The sequence below is a fragment of the Pseudomonas sp. GW821-FHT05D12 genome (assembly GCF_059419825.1).
On sequence record NZ_JBWKSN010000004.1, the window covers coordinates 280,874 to 299,411 of the forward strand.

19 protein-coding genes are annotated in these 18,538 nt (G+C 63.4%); 5 read left to right on the top strand and 14 right to left on the bottom strand.

Annotated features, from left to right (window positions below; all coding sequences use genetic code 11):
• Nucleotides 1-5: 5 nt before the first annotated feature.
• Nucleotides 6-935, bottom strand: coding sequence for a PDR/VanB family oxidoreductase (locus AC07SI_RS09295; RefSeq protein WP_315421123.1), 930 nt, complete (start codon nucleotides 933-935; stop codon nucleotides 6-8).
• Nucleotides 932-1,378 (bottom strand): dimethylamine monooxygenase subunit DmmA family protein, encoded by a 447-nt coding sequence (locus AC07SI_RS09300; RefSeq protein ID WP_065905729.1) that lies wholly within the window; start codon nucleotides 1,376-1,378, stop codon nucleotides 932-934. The genes AC07SI_RS09295 and AC07SI_RS09300 overlap by 4 nt, the downstream gene beginning before the upstream one ends.
• Before the next feature lie 225 nt (nucleotides 1,379-1,603).
• Here AC07SI_RS09300 and AC07SI_RS09305 point away from each other — a divergent pair, with 225 nt between their 5' ends.
• Genes AC07SI_RS09305 through AC07SI_RS09315 form a run of 3 tightly spaced genes read left to right on the top strand, consistent with a single transcriptional unit; the run spans nucleotide 1,604 to nucleotide 4,043 of the window.
• Nucleotides 1,604-2,674, top strand: coding sequence for an ATP-binding protein (locus AC07SI_RS09305; protein ID WP_495005594.1), 1,071 nt, complete (start codon nucleotides 1,604-1,606; stop codon nucleotides 2,672-2,674).
• A complete protein-coding gene (locus AC07SI_RS09310; protein WP_065905732.1) occupies nucleotides 2,643-3,302 on the top strand; it encodes a response regulator in 660 nt (219 codons plus the stop codon). Before AC07SI_RS09305 ends, AC07SI_RS09310 begins: the two co-directional genes overlap by 32 nt.
• Nucleotides 3,303-4,043 (top strand): PAS domain-containing protein, encoded by a 741-nt coding sequence (locus AC07SI_RS09315; RefSeq protein WP_315421113.1) that lies wholly within the window; start codon nucleotides 3,303-3,305, stop codon nucleotides 4,041-4,043.
• 125 nt (nucleotides 4,044-4,168) lie between these two features.
• Here the strand turns inward: AC07SI_RS09315 and AC07SI_RS09320 are convergent, their stop codons facing one another.
• From AC07SI_RS09320 to ribBA, 5 genes are all read right to left on the bottom strand, one after another.
• Complete coding sequence (locus AC07SI_RS09320; protein WP_495005595.1) at nucleotides 4,169-5,329, bottom strand: ABC transporter ATP-binding protein; 1,161 nt, start codon at nucleotides 5,327-5,329, stop codon at nucleotides 4,169-4,171.
• Nucleotides 5,330-5,346: 17 nt separating this feature from the next.
• Nucleotides 5,347-6,156 (bottom strand): ABC transporter permease, encoded by an 810-nt coding sequence (locus AC07SI_RS09325; RefSeq protein WP_213554581.1) that lies wholly within the window; start codon nucleotides 6,154-6,156, stop codon nucleotides 5,347-5,349.
• A gap of 6 nt (nucleotides 6,157-6,162) precedes the next feature.
• Nucleotides 6,163-7,080, bottom strand: coding sequence for an ABC transporter permease (locus AC07SI_RS09330; protein WP_495005681.1), 918 nt, complete (start codon nucleotides 7,078-7,080; stop codon nucleotides 6,163-6,165).
• The gene (locus tag AC07SI_RS09335; RefSeq protein WP_065905739.1) at nucleotides 7,077-8,102 is read right to left on the bottom strand and encodes an ABC transporter substrate-binding protein; all 1,026 of its coding nucleotides are present in this window, start codon (nucleotides 8,100-8,102) and stop codon (nucleotides 7,077-7,079) included. Before AC07SI_RS09335 ends, AC07SI_RS09330 begins: the two co-directional genes overlap by 4 nt.
• 227 nt (nucleotides 8,103-8,329) lie before the next feature.
• The gene (ribBA, locus tag AC07SI_RS09340) at nucleotides 8,330-9,439 is read right to left on the bottom strand and encodes a bifunctional 3,4-dihydroxy-2-butanone-4-phosphate synthase/GTP cyclohydrolase II (RefSeq protein WP_065905740.1); all 1,110 of its coding nucleotides are present in this window, start codon (nucleotides 9,437-9,439) and stop codon (nucleotides 8,330-8,332) included.
• 69 nt (nucleotides 9,440-9,508) lie between these two features.
• Here ribBA and AC07SI_RS09345 point away from each other — a divergent pair, with 69 nt between their 5' ends.
• Nucleotides 9,509-9,802: a DUF1330 domain-containing protein gene (locus tag AC07SI_RS09345; protein ID WP_495005596.1), complete on the top strand. Its 294-nt coding sequence runs from the start codon at nucleotides 9,509-9,511 to the stop codon at nucleotides 9,800-9,802.
• 339 nt (nucleotides 9,803-10,141) lie between these two features.
• Here the strand turns inward: AC07SI_RS09345 and AC07SI_RS09350 are convergent, their stop codons facing one another.
• Genes AC07SI_RS09350 through AC07SI_RS09380 form a run of 7 tightly spaced genes read right to left on the bottom strand, consistent with a single transcriptional unit; the run spans nucleotide 10,142 to nucleotide 15,330 of the window.
• On the bottom strand, nucleotides 10,142-10,705 hold the full coding sequence (locus AC07SI_RS09350; RefSeq protein WP_065905743.1) for an NUDIX hydrolase: 564 nt from the start codon (nucleotides 10,703-10,705) through the stop codon (nucleotides 10,142-10,144).
• 2 nt (nucleotides 10,706-10,707) lie between these two features.
• Nucleotides 10,708-11,460: a GntR family transcriptional regulator gene (locus tag AC07SI_RS09355; protein ID WP_065905745.1), complete on the bottom strand. Its 753-nt coding sequence runs from the start codon at nucleotides 11,458-11,460 to the stop codon at nucleotides 10,708-10,710.
• Nucleotides 11,461-11,483: 23 nt separating this feature from the next.
• Nucleotides 11,484-11,873: a carboxymuconolactone decarboxylase family protein gene (locus AC07SI_RS09360; protein ID WP_065905747.1), complete on the bottom strand. Its 390-nt coding sequence runs from the start codon at nucleotides 11,871-11,873 to the stop codon at nucleotides 11,484-11,486.
• 11 nt (nucleotides 11,874-11,884) lie between these two features.
• The gene (locus tag AC07SI_RS09365; protein ID WP_065905749.1) at nucleotides 11,885-12,370 is read right to left on the bottom strand and encodes a flavin reductase family protein; all 486 of its coding nucleotides are present in this window, start codon (nucleotides 12,368-12,370) and stop codon (nucleotides 11,885-11,887) included.
• A gap of 12 nt (nucleotides 12,371-12,382) precedes the next feature.
• A complete protein-coding gene (locus AC07SI_RS09370) occupies nucleotides 12,383-13,864 on the bottom strand; it encodes an aldehyde dehydrogenase (RefSeq protein ID WP_106804429.1) in 1,482 nt (493 codons plus the stop codon).
• Nucleotides 13,861-14,694 (bottom strand): alpha/beta fold hydrolase, encoded by an 834-nt coding sequence (locus tag AC07SI_RS09375; protein ID WP_065905753.1) that lies wholly within the window; start codon nucleotides 14,692-14,694, stop codon nucleotides 13,861-13,863. The genes AC07SI_RS09370 and AC07SI_RS09375 overlap by 4 nt, the downstream gene beginning before the upstream one ends.
• Before the next feature lie 45 nt (nucleotides 14,695-14,739).
• Complete coding sequence (locus tag AC07SI_RS09380) at nucleotides 14,740-15,330, bottom strand: amino acid synthesis family protein (RefSeq protein WP_065905755.1); 591 nt, start codon at nucleotides 15,328-15,330, stop codon at nucleotides 14,740-14,742.
• Between the two features lie 301 nt (nucleotides 15,331-15,631).
• Here AC07SI_RS09380 and AC07SI_RS09385 point away from each other — a divergent pair, with 301 nt between their 5' ends.
• Nucleotides 15,632-18,523, top strand: a complete 2,892-nt coding sequence (locus tag AC07SI_RS09385; RefSeq protein WP_065905758.1) for an ATP-binding protein — start codon at nucleotides 15,632-15,634, stop codon at nucleotides 18,521-18,523.
• Nucleotides 18,524-18,538: the final 15 nt, after the last annotated feature.

An 18,538-nucleotide genomic window follows, 5' to 3' on the forward strand; every position in this document is an offset into this window, starting at 1 on the left:
CACTCCTATAGGTCCAGCGAAACGCAGGGGCCGTTGCCGCGCGAGACGCACGGCATCAGAAATTCGGCCTGCTCGGCCGGGCTGAGGAAACTGTCGCGGTGTTCGATGGCGCCGCCTTGGTGGCGCGTGATGCACTGGCCGCAGACCCCGCCACGGCACAGGTTGGGCACCTGCAGGCCGGCGTGTTCAAGGGCTTCGAGCAGGCTTTGCTCGGCCTCGACACGCAGGCGTTGGCCGCTGCGCAGCAGGTGCAGGTCGAACGGTTGGCCCGGTTGTGCACCTTTGAAGGCCTCCGAGTGCACGCGCCTGGGCGGCCATCCGAGTCGCGTGGCGTGGTGCTCAACCGCATCGAGCAGCGCCTGCGGCCCGCAGGTGTAGACATGGCTGCCCAGCGGCCGGTCGGCAAGGATCCGGCCCAGGTCGGGGCGGCTGGCATAGGCATGCAGGCGCGGACCGAGGCGCTGTTGCAGTTCATCCAGATACGCGTCGCTGAGGCCCGGCCGGAACAGGTAATGCAGTTCGAAAGCAGCCTGCTGCTGTTCCAGCGCGGCGATGTAGGCCATGAACGGCGTGATGCCGATACCGGCGGCAATCAGGATATGCAGGCGCGCAGTGCCATGCGGCGCGAACAGATTGGCCGGTGGTGAAATCTGCAAGGTGTCGCCGACCTGCACCTGCCGATGCAGGTAGCGCGAACCGCCGCGCGAGGCATCTTGCAGGCGTACGGCGATGCGGTAGTGCTGGGTGTGCGCCGGGTCGCTGGTAAGTGAATAGGCGTTGCGCACCTTGCCCTCGGCGAGCGGCAGGTGCACCTGCACGTGGCTGCCGGGCGAGAAACCGGGCAGGGCGCCGTCGCAGGCGCTGAGGGTCAGCTCGCGCACCACCGGCGTGAGCATCCTGGCCGCGCTGACCTGAACCGTGAGGGCTGCGCTCATGGCTGGAACCCCGCATAGGGCTGGTCGGGATTGATGCACACGCCAAGGTATGCGCCCAGGCGCCGGGAAAAATGCGTGCGCACCTCCAGCCCGACGTGGCAGCCGATGCAGTTCAATACGGCTTGCGGCCCAGCCGCCTGGGTCAGGCCGCAATGCGCGCAATACACCTGGCGCAGGCCGGGCGTCGTGCAGGTCATGCTGATCTCGTCGTCTTCCAGCCCGGCGGCGCGTGCCTCGGCGTGAATGCGCCAGGCAAACGCTTCATCGCCCAGCAGGTAGAGGCGGCAACCCACCGTCGCGCTGGCGAGTGCCTGTTGCAGGCGCCGGGCGAAATCCGGCTGGTCGCCATTGAGCAGCAGCGGCTGGTCCAGTTCTGCGATGACCGGCGGGCAGGCGGTTGCCGATTGCATCACCACGATGGGGCGGCTGAGGGTGTGCGTCATGCGGGCTCCTCCAGGGTGCGTTTTGTTTCCTGTTGGGAGAGATACTTTCCTAAGGGGAAAATCTTCTCAATCTGGAAAAAGGGCTATGCCTTTGGAGATAAGCCTTGCGGCACCGCCGTTGGGGGCATGGAAGTTGCTGGGCTTTGCCTCACGCAGGGCAACCGGATGGGGAGTGATCGACGCGTGCAAATACGACCGAAGGCATGGCCGCTCTGGTTGGGGCCTGTGCACCCCGAACAGGCGCGCAGCGTGCGCAGGCTGCTGGCCGGCTTGCCCCTGCACGCTGACGGTGCCTTGTCGGGTTTGCTGGACCGTTTCGACGCACTGCTGCCCCCGGCGAAGCTCAACCTGATACTGGGGGGCGAAGAATTGAGCCCGACGCGACGCGGCTTGATCGACGGCTGCCAGGACGTAGCTACCTGCCCCTGGCGCAACGCCTGCGTGACGGAGGCGGCCCAGGCCTGCGGGCCGTGTCGGCAACGCGGCGTGCACCGCCTGGTGTGTGGCTTGCCCGAGGGCCAGAAGGGCACGTTGCTGCTCGACACCCCGAGGCGCGCCGGGGCCAGTTGGCGCCAATTGCTTGAAGAGGCGGCGCAGGCGGTCGGCGTGACCGTGCGCCTGCGCAGCCAACAACGCGAGCAACAGCGCAAACAGGCGACCTCGCGCCACGGCGCACTGGCCCGTGAGCTGCACGATTCGGTGGCGCAGCAACTCGGCTACCTGTCGTTCCAGGCCCATGGGCTGCAAGCGCAATTTGGCGAGCCGGCGCTGCAGGACCTGTGCGCCGGCCTCAGCCAACTGCAACGCCAGGTGCGCGAACTGATCACCAGCGCGCGCCTGACCATGGACGGGCGCTCGCTGCGCCAGGCGCTGGCCGACTCGGTGGCGGAGTTTTCGCGGCGCTGCATCATCGTCTTCGAACTGGACAATCGCCTGGCCGACGATGCCCTCGGCGCGGAAACCGAATTGCAGATCTTGCAGATCATCCGCGAGGCGTTGGCCAACGCGGTGCGCCATTCCCACGCGCGCCACGTGCGCATCGAGCTGCGCCAGACCCAGGACGGCGAAGCCTCGGTGTCGGTGGAAGACGATGGCATCGGCCTGAGCCAGGCATGCGCCGAGCACAACCATTTCGGCCTGGCGATTATCCGCGAGCGCGCCGCCAGCATCGGCGCGCGCCTGAGCATTGAAGCGATCCGCCCGCACGGCGTGCGCGTGCATCTTGGCCTGCGCCGCCACCACGACCAGCCACAGGGGAGTCTCGATGGACTGCACGACCTTACTACTGATCGATGATCACCCATTGTTTCGCAAGGGCCTGGCGCAGTTGTTCGACGCCAGTGGCGACTTCGAAGTGGTGGGGCAGGCGGCCAGCGGCCGAGAAGGCATCAACCTCGCCGTGAGCCTGACCCCGCAACAGGTCTTGCTCGACCTGCACATGCCCGGCCTCAGTGGTCTGCAGGTGCTTGATGAGCTGCGCCAGTTGCGCCTGGATTGCCAGGTGGTGGTGCTGACAGCCTCGATGGACCGTGCCGAACTGTTGAGCGCCTTGCGCCTCGGCGCCAGCGGGTATGTGCTCAAGGAAACCGAGCCCGACGCGTTGCTGGCGTATATGCGCAACTGCCACAAGGGCGCGATTGTGCTCGACTCGACCCTGATCGCCTTGCTTGCCGACCAGGCCGAGCCGGCGCCGCACAGCGAGGCCCCGGGCAACGACCACCTCACCGAGCGCGAAGGCCAGACCCTGGCGCTGATTGCCGCCGGCATGAGCAACAAGCAAATCGGCCGGGAGCTGGGAATCAGCGACGGCACGGTCAAGATCTATGTGCGCAGCCTGTTGCAGAAGCTCGGCCTGCATTCACGGCTGGAGCTGGCGGCCTGGGTGCACAGCGGCAGTTTGCTCAAGCACGAGGAGCGCCATTAGATGAGGGACAGCCCCGACACCTTTGCGCTCCCGCCGATGGACCTGATGGACTGTTTTCCTGCGGCCTTGCTGCACCTGCGCGACAACGGCCACATCGCCCACTTCAACCTGGCCTGGGCCGAGCTGATGGGCGCGCCGGGCGCGGAGCGCAACCTGATCGACTACGTGCACCAGGAAGACCGCCCGCTATGGCGCCAGGCCTTGAACGAACTGCGCCGGCGCCCCGACACCTGCTTCAACCAGCGCCTGCGCTTTGTGCACCCCAGTGGCGAACTGCGCTGGTTCGAGATCAGCCTCAAGCGCGGCCCGCAAGGCTTCTACCTGGTGGCCGGCGATATCACCGCGCACAAGCGCCGTGAAATCGCCCTGCAGGCGAGTCAGCGCAGCAGCGTGAGCCTGCTCGACAGCATGCCGGGGCTGATCTATCGCGGCCGCAACAACCGCGACTGGACCATGGAATTCGTGAGTGCCGGTTGCCTGCAACTCACCGGCTATCCCGCCGAGCGTCTGGTGGACAACCATGAGTTCACCTACAACAGCCTGATCCTCGCGCAGGATGCCGACTACGTGTGGCGCGAGGTGCAATACGCGTTGTCGCGGCATGAACCGTTCGAGCTCAGTTACCAGATTCGCTGCGCCGATCAGTCGATCAAGCACGTGTGGGAAAAGGGCGTGGGGATTTATGCCGATACGCGTGAGGTACTGGGGATCGAGGGGGCGATTTTCGAGCGCAAGCGTTGAGTCTGTACGCCATTCAAAATGTGGGAGCGGGCTTGCTCGCGAATGCGCCGGATCAGTCGCTGCAGATGTTGACTGTTCCATCCCATTCGCGAGCAAGCCCGCTCCCACATTGTTTCGGCGTGTCCCTAGTGACTCAATGAGCCGGCCGCCTTGTTCAGGTCACTCTCAGCCCACTCGGTGTACACGCACGCATCCGCCGTGGCCCAGCGCACACGCACCGGGTCGCCGGCTTTCAGCGGCATGCCGGCGGCGGACAACGCCTTGACCGTCATCGAGGTACCGCCGAGGGTTTTTACCGTGCAGGTCTGGCTTTCGCCGAGGAACAACACTTCGCCGACCATTGCCGAGACTTCATTCCAACCCGCTGCCAGGGGCTGCTCGGCGGCTTGCTCGACACTGAGGGCGAGGGCTTTTTCCGGGCGCACCATCAACAGCACCTCCTGCTCGGCGTGCAGGCCGCTGGTCAGGCGGATCGACAGCGATTGGCCTTCGAACATCGCCGCGGCATTGCCCTGGGCCTTGAGCTTGAGGAAGTTGGAGTTGCCGAGGAACGAGGCGACAAACGCGTTGGGTGGGCTCTGGTACAGGTCAAAACCGCTGCCGAGGCCGACGATCTTGCCGTGGCTGAAAATCGCGATGCGCTGTGACAGGCGCATGGCTTCTTCCTGGTCGTGGGTCACGTAGACGATGGTGATGCCCAGGCGCCGGTGCAACTGGCGCAGTTCATCCTGCAGGTCTTCGCGCAGCTTCTTGTCGAGGGCGCCGAGGGGTTCGTCCATCAGCAGGATGCGTGGCTCGTACACCAGCGCGCGGGCGATGGCGACGCGTTGCTGCTGGCCGCCGGACAGTTGCGAAGGGCGGCGATGCGCGAACTGTTCGAGCTGCACCAGCTTGAGCATGGCGTCAACGCGTTTCTCGCGTTCGGCGCTGGCCAGTTTGCGAATCGCCAGGGGGAAGGCGATGTTGTCGCGCACCGACAAATGCGGGAACAGCGAGTAGCGCTGGAACACCATGCCGATGTCGCGCTTGTGCGGCGGCACGTTGACCAGCGACTGGCCGCTGACCAGGATCTCGCCGCTGCTCGGCGTTTCGAAGCCGGCGAGCATCGACAGGGTGGTACTTTTGCCCGAGCCGCTGGAGCCGAGGAAGGTGAGGAATTCGCCGTCCTGGATGTCCAGCGAGATGTTGTCCACGGCGGCGAATTCGCCGTAGTACTTGTTCAGGTTGCGCAGGCTGACCAGGGGTTGGCCAGGGTTCTGGGCGGGGTCTTTGATCACTGCACTCATGTCTTAATCCTCGGCGCTCAAGCGCGGGTTTCAGTGCGTCGACGAGCGACGGCGGCAATCACCATGACCAGTACCGACAGGCCGATCAGCAACGTCGAGGCGACGGCGATCACAGGCGTCAGGTCCTGGCGCAGGGTGGTCCACATTTTCACGGGAAGGGTTTGCAGGGTCGGGCTGGCCATCATCACGCTGAGCACCACTTCGTCCCACGAGACGAGAAACGCGAACAGCGCGCCGGCCACCATGCCCGGGCGGATCGCCGGGAAGGTCACCTTGAACACCGCCTGCAGGCGCGAGGCACCGCAGATTACTGCCGCGTCTTCGATCGACTGGTCGAACAGTTTCAGCGAATTGATGATCGAGATGATGGTGAACGGCAGCGCGACAATCACATGGCTGACCACAAAGGCGAACATCGTGCCGGTGTAGCCGAGCTTGAGAAACAGCGCATACACCGCCACGGCAATGATCACCAGCGGCACGATCATCGGCAGGGTGAACAGGCCGTAGAGCAACTCACGGCCGGGAAAGCGCCCACGCACCAGCGCGAATGCGGTGGGCAAGCCCAGCGCCACGGCAAACACCGTGGTCAGCACCGCCACCTTGAGGCTGGCCATCGCCGCGTTCATCCAGTCGGCGTTGGAGAAGAACTGCCCGTACCATTTCAGCGTCCAGCCCGGCGGCGGGAATACCAGCCACTGGGACGAACCGAACGACAGCAGCACGATGAATACAATCGGCAGCAGCAAAAACACGCCGATCACGCCGGTGGTGGTGTAGAGGCCCAGGCGCATCCTGCGGCTCATGGCATTGGGAGTCAGCAGCATGACGGCTTACCTCGCATTGCTGGCGCCAACCGGGGATTCCGGCTGAAGCTTCAGGTAGAAGTAGAACAGCACCAGCGTGATGAAGATCAGCAACGCTGCGCCGGCACTGGCCAGGCCCCAATTGAGGAACGATTGCACCTGCTGGATGATGAATTCGGGCAGCATCATGTTCTGCGCACCGCCGAGCAGCGCCGGGGTGACGTAGTAACCGAGGGACATCACGAACACCATCAGGCCACCGGAGAACAACCCCGGCCGGCACAGCGGCAGGAACACCCGGAAGAAGTTGGTCCACGGGCTGGCACCGCAGATCGAGCCGGCCTGCAGGATCATCGGGTCGATGGCCTGCATGGTCGCCTGCAACGGCAGCACGATGAACGGAATCATGATGTAGCTCATGCCGATCACCACGCCGGTGAGGTTGTGCACCATCTCCAGCGGCGCATCGATGATACCCATGGCCATCAGCGCCTTGTTGATCACTCCCGAAGCCTGCAGCAGGACCAGCCAGGAATAGGTGCGGGCGAGGAGGCTGGTCCACATCGACAGCAGCACGATATTCAGGATCCAGCGCCCCCAGCCACGGGGCACCAGGGTGATCACCCAGGCCAGCGGGAAGCCCAGCAGCAGGCTGAACAGCGTCACCAGGCCGGCCACCGAGAAGGTATTGAGCAACACCCGCGCATACGCCGAGTTGGCGAACAGCTGTTCATAGTTGCCCAGGCCCGGCACCGGCTCCAGCACGCCGCGCAGCAGCAGGCCGATCAATGGTGCGAGAAAGAACAGGCCGAGAAACAGCAGGGCCGGGAGCAGGTTGCTCGCCCCCCGCCAGCGCTGCGCCAGGGACGGCGCCGAAGCCTTGCCGGACACCGGGCCGGCAGCGCCGAGGGCGCTCCCGGTCGGCGTGGTTGCCGCCATTTTCATTTGACTAGCCATTCATTCCACCGTGTCGCAATGGCCGGGCCGTTCTTGGCCCAGTAGGCGAAATCGAGGGTGATCTGGTCCTTGGCGTACGCCGTCGGCAGGTTGGGCGCCAGGACTGAATCCAGGCGCTGCACGCTGTCGATGTTCACCGGAGCATAGGCGGTCAGGTTGGAAAAATCCGCCTGGCCCTTGGCGCTGCTGGCACTGGCCAGGAACTTCATCGCAGCGGCTTTGTTTTTCGTGCCTTTAGGCACGACGAGGATATCGGCCATCACCAGGTTCTGCTTCCAGCTTACGCCCACCGGCGCGCCGTCTTCCTGCAGTGCGTGAATGCGCCCGTTCCAGAACTGGCCCATGCTGACTTCGCCGGAGGCCAGCAGTTGTTGCGACTGCGCGCCGCCGCCCCACCAGACGATGTCTTTCTTGATGGTGTCGAGTTTCTTGAAGGCGCGGTCCAGGTCCAGCGGGTAGAGCTTGTCGGCGGGTACGCCGTCGGCCAGCAGCGCCAGTTCGAGCACGCCGGGGCTTGGCCATTTGTAGAGGGCGCGTTTGCCAGGGTAGGTCTTGGTGTCGAACAGCGCGGTCCAGTCCTGCGGCTTGCCAGCGCCGAGCTTGCCTTCGTTGTAGCCGAGCACGAAGGAGAAGAAGAACGAGCCGACGCCATGGTCGGAGACAAAGCGCGGGTCAATCTTGTCGCGCTGGATGACCGAGAAGTCGAGGGGTTCGAGCAGCCCTTCGGCGGCGGCGCGCAAGGCGAAGTCGGCCTCGACATCCACCACGTCCCACTGCACGTTGCCGCTTTCGACCATGGCCTTGAGTTTGCCGTAGTCGGTAGGGCCGTCCTGGACCACGGTGATACCGCTGGCCTTGCTGAAAGGGTCGGCCCACGCCTGCTTCTGCGCATCCTGGGTACTACCGCCCCAGCTCACGAAATTGACGCTTTCGGCCGCCAGGGCCGCGTGAGTGGCTGTGGCCAGCAAGCCCGCGAACAGCACTGCGGTTGCACGTTTGTTCAACACCATTTTCACGCCCTCATTTGTTTTGTTATTGAGCGGGCTTGGTAATGCCCGCCTATCGGGAGCAGTAGGTTTATCGAGGCCCCTATTCGAGGCCCCAAAAGGCGACCGTGCCAAGGGCTGTTATTGGTGCTATCCCTGGCGGGCGCACTTGGCGAAAGCGTTCGGTCTATGGAATATCATATTATGGTATTCCAAACTTTGTGCAAGCATTTTGCCTTACCGGTTATCCATCATTCGGTGAAGGGAATGCTCTCGACCACCTCCAGGTCGTAGCCGGTCAGCCCGGCGTATTTGAGGGGCGGTCCGAGGTGACGCAGCTTGCCGACGCCCAGGTCCTGCAATATCTGCGCCCCGGTGCCGACTTCCGAATAAATCCGCGACTGCGAGCGGCTGAACTGGCGCGGCGTCTGGGTCAATTGCGGCACGCGTTCCAGCAGTGCCTGGGACGACTCATGGTTGGCCAGCACCACCACCACGCCGCTGCCTTCTGCCGCGACGCGTTGCAGGGCGGCCCACAGTGTCCAGTTGGACGGGCCGCTGTACTCGGCGCCGACCAGGTCGCGCAGCGGGTCGATCACATGCACGCGCACCAGCGCGGGTTCATCGCGGCGCAGCTGGCCCATCACCATGGCCATGTGCACGCCGCCGTCGATGCGGTCTTCAAAGGTGATCAGGCGGAACGTGCCGTGCACCGTGGGCAGGTCGCGTTCGCCAATGCGCACCACCGTGCGTTCGGTGCTCAGGCGGTAGTGGATCAGGTCGGCGATGGTGCCGATCTTGATCCCGTGCTTGCGCGCGAAAATCTCCAGGTCCGGACGGCGGGCCATGCTGCCGTCGTCGTTCATCACTTCGACGATCACCGAGGCCGGGGTGTGCCCGGCCAGGCGCGCCAGGTCGCAACCGGCCTCGGTGTGGCCGGCGCGGGTCAGCACACCGCCGTCCTTGGCGCGCAATGGGAAGATGTGCCCCGGTTGCACGATATCGGCGGGCCCGGCGTTGCTGTCCACGGCTGCCGCCACGGTGCGCGCGCGGTCGGCGGCGGAGATCCCGGTGGTCACGCCGGTGGCGGCTTCGATGGACACGGTAAACGCGGTGCTGAACACGCTGCCGTTGCTCGGCACCATCTGTTCCAGGCCGAGGCGCTGGCAGTGTTCGTCGGTCAGCGTCAGGCAGATCAGGCCACGGGCTTCGCGGGCCATGAAACTGATAGTCTCGGCGGTGCAGCAGGCCGCAGGCAGCAACAGGTCGCCTTCGTTTTCCCGGTCTTCGTCGTCCACCAGCAGCACCATTTTGCCCTGGCGGTAGTCTTCGATGATGTCTGCGATGCTGTTGAAGGCCATGTAAAGTGCTCGATTTGTTGGTTGTATGTATTATGGTATACCACAAAAATCAAACAAGAGGATGTCGCGATGAAGGCCTACTGGATTGCCCATGTGGATGTGTCCGATGCAGAGCAGTACACGCAATACACCCAACGCGCGCCGGCGGCGTTTGTGAAGTTTGGCGGGCGGTTCCTGGCCAGGGGCGGGCGCAGCACCGCGCTTGAAGGCGGGCCGGCGCGCCAGCGTAACGTGGTGATCGAGTTTGACAGTTATGAGCAGGCGGTGGCGTGTTATGAGTCTGTGGAGTACCAGGAGGCGAAAGGGCACCGGGAGGGGGCTGGGGTTGCGCAGATTATTATTGTGGAAGGCCTGGCGCCCTAGCTGTATCAGCCAAACCGGGTCCGAATTTGGGAGCTGGCTTGCCTGCGATACAGGTGCATCGGTACATCCGGGGAACCCGGTGGATGCCATCGCAGGCAAGCCAGCTCCCACACTGGGACTCGGTTCGGTCTGGAGGTCAGCGGATGAAATCGGCCTTGCCGTTGTAGAGGCCCTACATCCCGCCTGGCGACCTCGATCTATCGGGCATAGACCGATTCAACTGTGGGAGCGGGCTTGCTCGCGAAGGCGGAGTGTCAGCTGATGCATTCGGTGCCTGACACACTGTTTTCGCGAGCAAGCCCGCTCCCACATTTTTTGATCTGTGTTTGGGCTTGCAGGTCAACGGATGAAATGGATCTTGCCGCTGTCGTCATTGCCGATGTAGATGCCATACACCCCGGCCTGGCGCTCTTCGATGTAACGCTCGAGGATCTGCCGGATGGCCGGGTAGTAGATGCTGTCCCAGGGGATGTCCTCGGGCGCGAAGAACTTGTAGTCGAGGGTCTCCGGCCCGAACTGGCCGGTGATCTCCAGCGCGATGGCGCGGAAGATGATGTACACCTCGCTGATCTTCGGCACGCTGAAGATCGAATAGGGCGAGAGGATCTCCGCGCGTACGCCGCTTTCTTCCCAGACTTCACGCAGCGCGGCCTGTTCGGTGGTCTCGCCACCTTCCATGAAACCGGCGGGCAGCGTCCAGGTGCCGGGGCGCGGCGGGATTGCGCGTTGGCACAGCAGGTATTTGCCGTCCTGCTCGATGATGCAGCCGGCGATGATCTTCGGATTGATGTAGTGGATATAGCCGCAGCCACGGCACATCAGGCGCTCATGCGTATCGCCCGGTGGCCGCTGATGACCGAGGTCACTGCCGCCACATTTCGGGCAAAAGCTTGGGCTGAACACGCTCAGTGACCTATGCGGGGTTCTTTGAGGGCGATGGGCAGGGTGATCTCCGGGACTTTGCCGGTCTCTTCCTGTTTGCGCTTGAGGTAATCCAGGGCCACCGCAGCCGCGGCGCGTACGTGGTCGACGCAGGCCTGGTGGGCAGCGAGCGGGTCGCCGCTCTTGATCGCCTGGACCATGCGTTCCATTTCCTGGTTGCTGGTGCCGCGACGGTTTTCCTGGGACACCGAGGTCGCGCGCAAGTAGCTGATGCGCGCCTGCAACTGGCGCAACTGCGTGGCGGCCACGTGGTTGCCAGAGCCTTCGAGCAACACGTCGTAGAAGCCCTGCACCGAATCGATCACCTGTTGCAGCTCGCCGTCCTTGAGGGCCTTGCGGTTTTCCTCGAGGGCTTTTTCCAGGGCCTTGATGTCCTTGGCCTTGGCGCGCAGGGTGAACAGCTGCACGATCAAGCCTTCGAGCACGCAGCGCAGTTCATAGATATCGACGGCATCCGCCAGGGTGATGATTGCGACCTGCGGGCCCTTGGCATCGGCGAACTCCACCAGGCCTTCGGACTCCAGGTGACGCAAGGCTTCGCGCACCGAGGTGCGGCTGACGCCGAGGCGGTCGCACAGGTCGCGCTCCACCAGGCGGTCACCCGGCAACAGCTGGAAGTTCATGATGGCGCTGCGCAGTTTCTCCAACACGATTTCGCGCAGGGTGACCGGGTTGTGATTGACCTTGAAGCTGTCGTCGAGTGGCAGGCGTTTCATGGGGTCTGCTCTGAATGTAGCGGTTAACTGGAGGCCTCGGCATCGGCGTCGGCGAACGCTTCCCGGGCCAGTCGGAAACTGTCCACGGCGGCGGGAACCCCGCAATAAATGCCGACCTGAAGCAGAATTTCGCGTATTTGTTCACGACTCAGCCCGTTACGCAAGGCGCCGCGCACATGCAGCTTGAGTTCGTGGGGCCGATTGAGGGCCGAAATCATTGCCAAGTTTATCATGCTGCGTTCTTTAAGCGACAAACCCTCACGGCCCCACACGTGGCCCCAGCAGTACTCGGTGACCATCTCCTGCAGCGGCCGGGTGAAATCGTCGGCGTTGTCGATCGAACGCTGCACGTAGGCCTCGCCCAGCACTTGGGTGCGGATCTTCAGGCCCTGCTGGTATTTTTCAGTGCTCATCCATCAGCTCCTCAGGCCAGGGTGGGCAGCGGGCCCAGCTTGCCTTTGTGATAGATCATCGGCGTGACCGGCTGCGCGGGCAGGATCAGGTTCTTCACCGCGCCGACAATGATTGCGTGGTCACCGCCGTCGTATTCGCGCCACAACTCGCATTCGATGATCGCCGTGGCCTTGGCCAACAGCGGGTTGCCCAGCTCGCTGAGGTGCCACTCGATGCCCTTGGCCTTCTCCTTGCCTTTGCCGGCGAAGGCATAGGCCTCGGCGGTCTGGTCGGCGGACAGCAGATGAATCGCGAAACGCTTGCTGTCGCGCAGGATCGGGTAGGTGTCCGACGCATAGTTGGGGCAGAACAGCACCAGGGCCGGGTCGATCGACAGCGCGCTGAACGCGCTGGCGGTGATGCCGACGATGCCGCCGTCCGGGTCGAGGGTGGTGACCACCGTGACGCCGGATGGGAAGGAGCTCATGACGTCTTTGTAAATGCCGGGTTCGATCATGGTCGGGGTCTCTTAACGCATCACAAAAGGATCAGGCATCGGCGCCTGGGAGAGGTTGATCCACACCGTTTTCAGCTCGGTGTAGGCCAGCACCGAATCGATGCCGCTTTCGCGTCCGTAGCCGCTGTTCTTGAAACCGCCGATGGGCGCCATGGCCGAGACCGCGCGGTAGGTATTGACCCAGATGATTCCCGAGCGCACATCCCGCGCCAGGCGATGGGCGCGGCCGAGGTCGCGGGTCCAGATGCCGGCGGCGAGGCCGAACTGCGAGTCGTTGGCGATCGCCAATGCCTCGGCTTCGTCCTTGAACCGAATGACCGAGGCCACCGGGCCGAAGACTTCTTCCTGCATGATCTTCATCGAGTTGCGGTCGCATTCGAACAGCGTCGGCTCATAGAACCAGCCTTCACCGAGATTCTGCGGGCGCTTGCCACCGGTGCGCAGGCGCGCGCCTTCGGCGATGGCATCGGCCACCAGGCCTTCGACCACGGCCAGTTGCTGCGCGGTGGCCATGGGCCCCATTTCGCTGGCGTCGTCCTGCGGGTTACCGATGCGGATGCGTTGGGCGCGCGCCACCAGGCGCTCGACGAACTCATCGTAGATTTCATCCTGCACCAGCAGGCGCGAACCCGACACGCAACTCTGCCCGGACGCCGCGTAGATGCCGGCAATCGCGCCATTGATGGCGCTGTCGAGGTCGGCGTCGGCAAAGATGATATTCGGTGACTTGCCGCCCAGTTCCAAAGACAGCTTGGCGAAGTTCTCCGCGCTGCTGCGCACCACATGCCGGGCCGTGGCCGCGCCGCCGGTAAAGGCAATCTTGCGCACCAGCGGGTGGCGGGTGAGGGCGGCGCCGGTGCTGGGGCCGTAGCCGGTGACCACGTTGACCACGCCCGGCGGAATCCCGGCTTCGAGGGCCAGGCGCGCGAGTTCGAGGATGGTCGCCGAGGCGTGCTCCGACGGCTTGATCACGATGGTATTGCCCGCCGCCAGGGCCGGTGCGAGCTTGATCGCGGTCAGGTACAGCGGGCTGTTCCAGGGGATGATTGCTGCGACCACGCCCATGGCTTCGTGCACGGTGTAGGCGAACAGGTCGGGCTTGTCCAGGGGCAGCGTGCCGCCCTCGAGTTTGTCGGCCAGGCCGGCGGTGTAGTGGAAGAACTCCGGCAGGTAGCTGACCTGGCCGCGCGTCTCGCGGATCAGCTTGCCGTTGTCGCGGCTTTCCAGCTGGGCCAGTTGCTCTTTGTTCTCGGCAATCAAATCGCCCAGGCGACGCAGCAACTTGCCGCGCGCGGTGGCGGTGAGGCCACGCCAGGCCGGGCTGTCGAAGGCAGTCTGCGCCGCTTGCACGGCGCGCTCTACATCCGCTTCGTCGGCGTCGGGCAGTTGCGCCCAAGGCTCGGCCAGGGCCGGGTTGAGGCTGTCGAAAGTCTTGCCGGACAGGGCATCGACCCATTCACCGCCGATGCACATCTGGAAGCGTGCGAGTGTCATGCAACGATCCCCTTGATTGGATTGTTTTGGGCGTACACCGTGTCGAGGAAGCCCAGCAGCAGCTGGTTGACCAGGCGTGGCGATTCTACCGGCATCATATGCCGTTGTTCGGCCAGCACCGCAACGGTGGCGCCGGGAATACGATCGGCCAGTTGCCGGGCCATTTCCGGGGTCGAGCCCGGGTCGAGTTCGCCGGTGGCGACCAGGGTCGGCACGCGCAACCCCTTGAGGTCGTCGGCGCGGTACATGTCCTGCGTCGCGAACAGTTCGTAGGTGGTCAGGTAGCCCTGGGGGTCGTTGCCCGCCAGGGTTTCACGCAGCGCGGCGATCTGCGCCGGGTTGGCCGCCTGGTATTCGCGGCTGAACCAGCGCGACAGCGCGGCCTCGGCATTGGCGTCCGGGCCATGCTCGGCGGCCTGGGCAGTGCGTGCGATCACGCCGGCGCGTTGTTCCGGGCTGCGGTTGAACACACTGTTGAGCACCACCAGGCCTTGCAGGCGCTGCGGGTAATGCAGGGCAAACGCCCGGGCGACCAGGCCGCCCATGGAAAAACCGATCACCGTGGCCTGAGGCAATTGCAGGTGGTCGAGCAGTTCCAGCAACTGGTCGGCATAACCCAGCAGCGGCGTGCCGGCGGCCGGGCGCGGGCTGGCGCCATGGCCGAGCATGTCATAGGTGATCACGCGGTAATTCGTGGCCAGGCCAACGACTTGCCCGCCCCACATTTCTTTGTTCAGGCCCACGCCGTGGATCAAAACCACAGGCTGGCCTTGGCCGGTCGCCAGATAACTGGTGCCAGCCGGGGTGCGTTCAGCGGTGAGCCGAATCATGGAGCGCTCCTGCATACCTTTTTATTAGGGTGTTAGCCGCCGGGGTTACTGGGCCTTTTCGGCGGCCAGTTCTTCCAGGTCGATATAACGGTTGCCGATCCGTGGGTGCAGGCGGCCGCCATCGGCGCAGCCCAGCACCACGACGATTTCGTCGGCACGCGGGGCGTCTTCGATCTGCATTTCCAGGGTGATGTAGTGCGAGCGCAGGCCTTCGTCGTCCTTGTGCATCATCGGGATCTGGATCGAGGTGCCAGGGCCGCCGCGCTTGTTGGTGAAGCTCAGGTAGCTCTTGGCCTTGACCGCTTCACGGTAGTGATTGCCGAAGCGCAGGGTATGGATGATTGCGCTCGCGTGTTCGATCTCGCCATCGGCGCCCACGACGGCGGCCTTGCCATACGCTTCGATCTTCTCGGCGCCGCCGATGATGCCCACCAGGCGCTCGACCATCAATGCACCGAGGTCGGAGCAATTGGCGCGGATCTCCGGCTTGAGGTCTTCGACGAAACCGCGACCCAGCCACGGGTTTTTCAACACGACGGCCAGGCCGACCATGGTCACCGGCGTGTCCGAGGCCTTGCCGCCTTCAATGAAGGTTTCTTCTACGTAACTGACGATCTTGCGGATTTCGAAACTCATGGGCTGCTCCGTCTGAGGTAAGTGGATCTGTGTATGATGGTATACCATAATATGACAAGTGCAAGCGCCACAAGATCGGGTCGGCAAACGGTACAGCTGGGTGATGCGTTTTTTTGATCTCGATCAATCGTTGCGAGATGCTCATCTGGTAAAAACGCCCCCTTTTTTAAACTTGGCGCCGCTTCTAGCCTGGCAAGGCGAACTTGCCGTGTTACGCCATACTCACCTCCAGCTGTGGCATACAGCGCCTGGCTCTATGCCGCTACCACCGTGCCGTCTTACGAGACCGGACTTTGAACCTATGCCCGAACGCAACTACAGCTTGATTCGCAAGCTCGCCAGCACGTCCCTGCGCCTGAATACCGTGCTGATCTGCGCGCTTTTTCTTAACCTGTTAATGCTGGCCGCCTGCTATTGGGCGTTGAGCAAGGTGGTTGCCGAAGAGCGCAACAAGGTGATGCTGCATTTCAACCGATTGGTGGGTGATATCCATCAGCACGAAAAATTCATCGACAGGATTGCGCAACACGGCAACCAGGCCTCGCAGAACCAACCGACGTCGGGTCTGACGGTACAGAGCCAAATGCGTGTCGACACGCCAGGCGTGCGGATCTTTGAGGCGGCGCAATATACGTTTTCGATGCCGTTTACCCTGGCGCAGCAGCACGTAACGTCCGGCCCGCATCCGGGCAATTTCGCCTTGGGGGTGATGCTGGCGAATTTTTACAGCCGTTTCTGGAGTACCTCGGTGTACCCGGCACCGCAGGTGTTCGTCATCGGCGCGCTGGGCAACACCAGCATGGCTGTGCCTGCCATCGACCGGTTTCCGGGGCGTGCGCTGCTGACAACGGAGAACTACCTGGCGGCAGTCGAGCGGATTTACACCGCGCTGCCAGTCGGTAAAGACTCGACAGGGGGAGTCCACGTGCGCTGGGCGCCAGCGCAGCATTTCATTGCCGGCGAGTCCCGTGAGCTGTTGGGGTATCTGGATTTCAGGCTGCCCGATGCGCTCTGGTGGACACCTGAGGTCAAGCGTCGGATCTTCATCGTGACCCTGTTGGATCTGGAGCGCATCAATGATCCCGAGCAATTGTTCGAGCGGCCGATCTACGACCGCTTGCAACTGTTGTCTCCCCAGGGCGACTCGTTGATAGATGCAGTCGGTGTAGCGCAGAGCTATCGGCAGGGCCTGAATTTCACTGCGCAAGGCCTGCTGTTCAAGATGGGCGGCCCCAGTGCCGGTGGTTGGGTCGCGTTGTACGAACTGAATTATCAAAGCTTTTTCGGCTACGCCAAGTGGCAGTTGCTTGGCGGCATTGGGCTGCTGCTGGCCAGTGTGTTGAGCAGTTGGGTGGCGATTCGCTGGTACGCGCGCAAGGTGGTTTCGCCCGCGCGCCAGGCCCATTTTGAGATCGTCGAAAGCGACACTTTCAGCCGTACGGTAATCCAGACTGCCCCTGTGGCACTGTGTGTGCTCAGGCGCGCGGATCGGCACCTGATCATGCAAAACCCACTGGCCGAACGAATGCTGGGGGATGCCCAGGCGGTGACGCAGTTGAGTGAGCATTGGGGGCTCAATCCTGCCCCGGCGCAACCCGACGGCGATGTGATTTTCCACAGCCGCCACGGCCACACATTGCACGGCAGTTTCGCCTCAGCCCGCTATCGCGGCGAGGCGGTGGTGCTCTGCGCGTTCAGCGACATCAGCGCACACAAGGCGGTGGAGCAGAAGCTCGCCGAGGCCAGCGCCGCCAAGTCGCGGTTCCTGGCGACCATCAGCCATGAGATCCGCACGCCACTCTATGGCGCGTTGGGTACCCTGGAGTTGCTGGGGCTCACACAGTTGACCGAGCAACAAAGCAACTATCTGCACATTATCGAGCGCTCCTCTTCAATGCTTCTGCAACTGGTCAGCGATGTGCTGGACATGTCCAAGATCGAAGCGGGGGAGATGGCGCTGGAGTCGGCGGATTTCAGCCCCCTCGCATTGGCCGAGGAGGTCGTCGCCGAATACAGCGGCACCGCACAGGGCAAGGGCGTGCAGTTGCGCTTGAATGTCGATGCCGGTGTACCGGTTGGGGTGCATGGGGATGCGCGGCGTATCCGGCAGGTGCTCACCAATCTGCTCAGCAATGCCCTCAAGTTCACCGAGCACGGCGGTGTAACGCTGCAGTTGAGCGCCGCGATTAGCGACGACAGGGCTACGCTGACGTGGCAAGTCACCGACACCGGCGTGGGTATTGCGGCCGAGCAGCAGGTTCATCTGTTCGAGCCGTTCTACCAGGCGCACCGACATGCGCATACCGTTGCTGGCACCGGGCTTGGCCTGTCCATCTGCGCGCAACTGGCCCAACTGATGGGCGGTCGATTGAGCGTGGCCAGCGAACCCGGGGTGGGTAGCTGCTTCAGTTTCAGTGCCAGCTTTGCCTTGGGGCAGCAGGCACCGCCGACCGCCGTGCGGGCCCGCTTGTCTCGGCATCCCGGTAAGTTGGGCCTGAACCTGCTGGTCGCCGACGACAACCCGATGAACCAGGCATTGATCAAGGAGCAACTCGAGCAGCTCGGCTGTCGCGTCACCCTGGCAAGTCACGGTCTTGACGCATTGGCGCGCTGGTCGCCGGATTTCGATGCGCTACTGACCGACATCAACATGCCGCAGATGGATGGGTTCGAGTTATTGAGTGCGCTGCGTCAGCAGGGCGTAACGCTTCCGATCATCGCCATCACCGCCAGCGCCCTGCAGGAAGAAACCCGACGCTTCGTCGCAGCCGGCATGGATGCCTGGCTGGTAAAGCCCGTGAGCCTGAGTGATTTGTACGCAGTGTTGCGACGCTGCTGCCCGCCCGCGCAAATACTTGAGCCGCAGGAGGAAGAACTGCCGGCGTTTGTGGCGCTCTCACCGCGACTGCATGAACTGTTTGTGAATACCACGCGCGCAGACCTGAAAATCCTGCGCGACGCCAGCCAGCAACACAACGTAGCTGCCATGGTGCCGCAGTTGCATCGGCTGCGCGGCTCGCTGGCGGCGGTGCAGGCGAAGCAGCTGGCAGACGCGTGCAAAGCGCTGGAGCAGCAACTGATCGCCACGCACAAAATTCCCAAGGGCGTTATTGAACTCATGGACGGTATAGAGCGACTACTGGCGGGCCTCGCGCCGAATACGGACGGCGAGCCCCCTACATCCAACGACTGAGACTGGAATACAAAC